Annotated in this window: 4 protein-coding genes; 3 read left to right on the plus strand and 1 reads right to left on the minus strand. The window is 41.2% G+C overall.

Translation table 11 applies throughout. From position 1 onward, the window contains the following. Positions 1-179: 179 nt before the first annotated feature. From I3257_RS11770 to I3257_RS11780, 3 genes are all read left to right on the plus strand, one after another. Positions 180-1,529 (plus strand): acyl-CoA desaturase, encoded by a 1,350-nt coding sequence (locus I3257_RS11770; protein ID WP_238034393.1) that lies wholly within the window; start codon positions 180-182, stop codon positions 1,527-1,529. Between the two features lie 222 nt (positions 1,530-1,751). Then, complete coding sequence (locus tag I3257_RS11775; RefSeq protein ID WP_055123631.1) at positions 1,752-2,045, plus strand: GNAT family N-acetyltransferase; 294 nt, start codon at positions 1,752-1,754, stop codon at positions 2,043-2,045. 415 nt (positions 2,046-2,460) lie between these two features. Next, a complete protein-coding gene (locus tag I3257_RS11780; protein ID WP_055123632.1) occupies positions 2,461-2,754 on the plus strand; it encodes a 4a-hydroxytetrahydrobiopterin dehydratase in 294 nt (97 codons plus the stop codon). Positions 2,755-2,870: 116 nt separating this feature from the next. Here I3257_RS11780 and I3257_RS11785 read toward each other — a convergent pair whose 3' ends face one another. Further along, the gene (locus tag I3257_RS11785; protein WP_021814049.1) at positions 2,871-3,026 is read right to left on the minus strand and encodes a DUF1328 domain-containing protein; all 156 of its coding nucleotides are present in this window, start codon (positions 3,024-3,026) and stop codon (positions 2,871-2,873) included. Positions 3,027-3,141 lie beyond the last annotated feature (115 nt).

A 3,141-nucleotide genomic window follows, 5' to 3' on the forward strand; every position in this document is an offset into this window, starting at 1 on the left:
TGCTCATAAATGCTCATAAATGCTCATAACGGCTCATAACGGCTCATAACGGCTCATAACGGCTCATAAGATAGAAACACAGCCTGCTGTTACCTTATAGCCTACGGTAAAAAACTTAAACAACTTATTGAACCGAACCCAGTACCGACTCTCCGTACCATTTCGGTTAAGGATTATTTATGCGCTTGCTACCACCCGTCACTACTGCACAATCTGCTGTACCCGTTTTGACCCCACTAACTGATGCAAAACAGCAGAAAGCAAAGCAGTTGACTCGCTACCCAACGTTGACAGGAGCGCCCTTACCAAAGGCGCAATCTGATGCCCTCGCTCATGAATTAAATGTGCTTTACCGAAGCGTGATGGATTCGTTAGGTAGTGATGACGCACGATACATTAAACGAGTGTATGCCGCGGTAGTCTATAGTGAAATGACAGCGCGTGGCTTACTGGCAGCGGCTGGATGCATGCAATCAAAATATAAAATAGTCGCGACTTGGTTATTGGGTACCTCGCTACTGAGTCTCAGCAAAATTCTAAACAATATGGAGCTTGGGCATAATGTCATGCATGGTCAGTATGACTGGATGCAGCACCCGTATCTCAATAGCCAAAAGTTTGATTGGGATATTGTCTGTCCTGCCCCATTGTGGCAACACTCTCATAATTACTTGCATCATACTTTTACCAATATCGTTGGTCGTGACCATGATGTTGGCTATCACTTAATTCGCGTGACTGATGAGCAACCTTGGACGCCAAGCGACCGCCATAATATGTTTAAAACAGCGATATTGGCTCTAGGTTTTGAGTGGGCGGTCGCCTTTCATGATATTCAAATCAGTGTCGACGAATACGCGGACTCCCCTGATCGACACCAAACCATGCAACAGAAATCTCGCGCATTATTTGCCAAAATCGCCCGGCAAGTGGGCAAAGATCATATTGTACTACCCACGTTAGCAGGGCGAACATTAGGTCGAGGTAGTGCTATGACCACACTGAGCGGTAATGTTACTGCCAATATCGCTCGTAATCTGTGGACATGGGCGGTGATATTCTGTGGACACTTTACCGAACAAGCCCATATCTATAGCCATCTCGATGCCGATGAGACTAAAGGTGACTGGTATGTGCGTCAAATTCTGGGCTCCAGCAATATTCAAGGCGGTAAGCTGTTTCATATTTTGACGGGAAATTTATCGCATCAAATCGAGCACCATATCTTCCCTGACATGCCAGCCAGTCACTATGCTCGTATCGCACCACAATTACAGGCAATATGCCGCAAGTACAATCTACCCTATAATACTGGACGTTTTGGTACACAATTCCGGCAAATGCTGGGACGTATCCGCCACTTTAGCAAGCCAAGTGCTGAAGAATGGCAGTCTTATTTACATTCACAAACTACGTCAATCCTTGAAACAAATCATGCCGTAACAGAAAGACCAAAAGAGCTGCCCGCTATACGTGGATTAGGTAAATATCTTCCCCCTGTCATGCGCCAAGCCTTATTTTATGCTTGATGTGCAGCTCATATGGAGACCACTGGTCGACCCCTTTAGTCTTAACATTTACTCTATCGACTCTTACGCTAAAGAACTATAAATGTGAATCGAAGGGACTTATACTTTAGTGAATAATCTATTCGGTCATTCAAGCTTTTTTCATTTAAAAATACGCTTGATCCATACTAAAAAAAACCAATAATATTTAATGATAACAATCAATAATAACGGAGAATATCCATGAAAAATCAAGACTCTGAACAAAACCTAACCATCACCCATGATGAACAGGCTAAACGCTTTGAGACCTCTATTGACGGTCATACTGGCTATATTAGCTATCAAGAGCGTGACGATACATTAGTTTATGATCATACTATCGTACCTCAGGAGCTAGGCGGGCGCGGTATTGGCTCAGCATTGGTCAAGCATGCCCTCAACTATGCTCGTGAACAGAATAAAAAAGTGATACCACAGTGCTCATTTGTCTCGTCATATATCAGCAAACATCCTGATTACCAAGACTTGCTATAGTCCACTCTTTAGCAATAAGCCATAGAAAATGCAGTATGCTAGTAAGCGTCATAGTTTCTTTAGAAAGGTTTTAAGCATTTATTATGGTTCAACTTGGCTAATAAAATTGAAGCGTTAATACGCTACTACCCTCCTATTTATTTGCTATCTGCCCTCGTATATTTATCTTTGAATATATGGCAAGATAGCAAATATAGGCGGGTTTTCTGACCTATAATGCCGATAGAATAAAAGGTCTTTACAGTGATGTAATAGCGTCAATGATATAGCTGAAAAAGAGGATTGAAGTTTCGTAAAATAGCTTTGACAGCTACAATGTAGTGCCTGATATAGTTTTTAATAAACCAAACCAAACCAAACCAAACCAAACCAAACCAAACCAAACCAAACTAACATAATAATAAAGGTGATTAATATGAGTAGTTTATCTGATAAGCAAGTAAATTTGCAGCTAGAGGAATTGCCCGGTTGGCAGCGCGAGGGCAATGCTATCGTAAAAACATATCACTTTAGCGATTTCATCGAAGCCATAAGCTTTATGAATCAAGCAGCGTTCCATGCCGAAGCGCTCGAGCATCATCCCGAATGGCGCAACACGTATAACGTGGTAGAGGTGCGCTTGACTACTGGCGATACCGGCGGTATTACCAGCCATGATATTCGTCTGGCGAAACGGATGGAACACATAGTCCAGCCGAAACGTTTATAGTGATGTGTTTGTTTTTATAATGTTTATAAAAATCCTTTATTAGTAAATACATTATTAAATACCAAAAAAAGTCCTCAATTGAGGACTTTTTTTATTTAACAATTTACAGGTATTAATTACATCTTGCGGCTTACAAATGCCACAATAAATAGAATGACAGCGACTGCTAAGAAAATATATGCCAAATTAGCAGACAATCCTGCGACACCGCCAAAACCCAATAAACTTGCTAACAGTGCGATCACGGCAAAAATAATAGCCCAGCGAAACATAACCTTCTCCTTAAAAATTATTATTAGAAAACCAGATATTTAGGTTGATGCAATGGACAATAGACCTCTTGCAAAAGTAGCAAAGGATTTTACAATAACTCATACATTCGCAACT

It is taken from the genome of Psychrobacter sp. Ps7 (genome assembly GCF_022129225.1).
Classification (GTDB): Bacteria; Pseudomonadota; Gammaproteobacteria; order Pseudomonadales; family Moraxellaceae; genus Psychrobacter; species Psychrobacter immobilis_A.

Coding starts and splice junctions, on each gene's coding strand:
- I3257_RS11770 (WP_238034393.1), top strand. CDS start 180: ATGCGCTTGCTACCACCCGTCACTACTGCACAATCTGCTGTACCCGTT.
- I3257_RS11785 (WP_021814049.1), bottom strand. CDS start 3,026: ATGTTTCGCTGGGCTATTATTTTTGCCGTGATCGCACTGTTAGCAAGT.
- I3257_RS11780 (WP_055123632.1), top strand. CDS start 2,461: ATGAGTAGTTTATCTGATAAGCAAGTAAATTTGCAGCTAGAGGAATTG.
- I3257_RS11775 (WP_055123631.1), top strand. CDS start 1,752: ATGAAAAATCAAGACTCTGAACAAAACCTAACCATCACCCATGATGAA.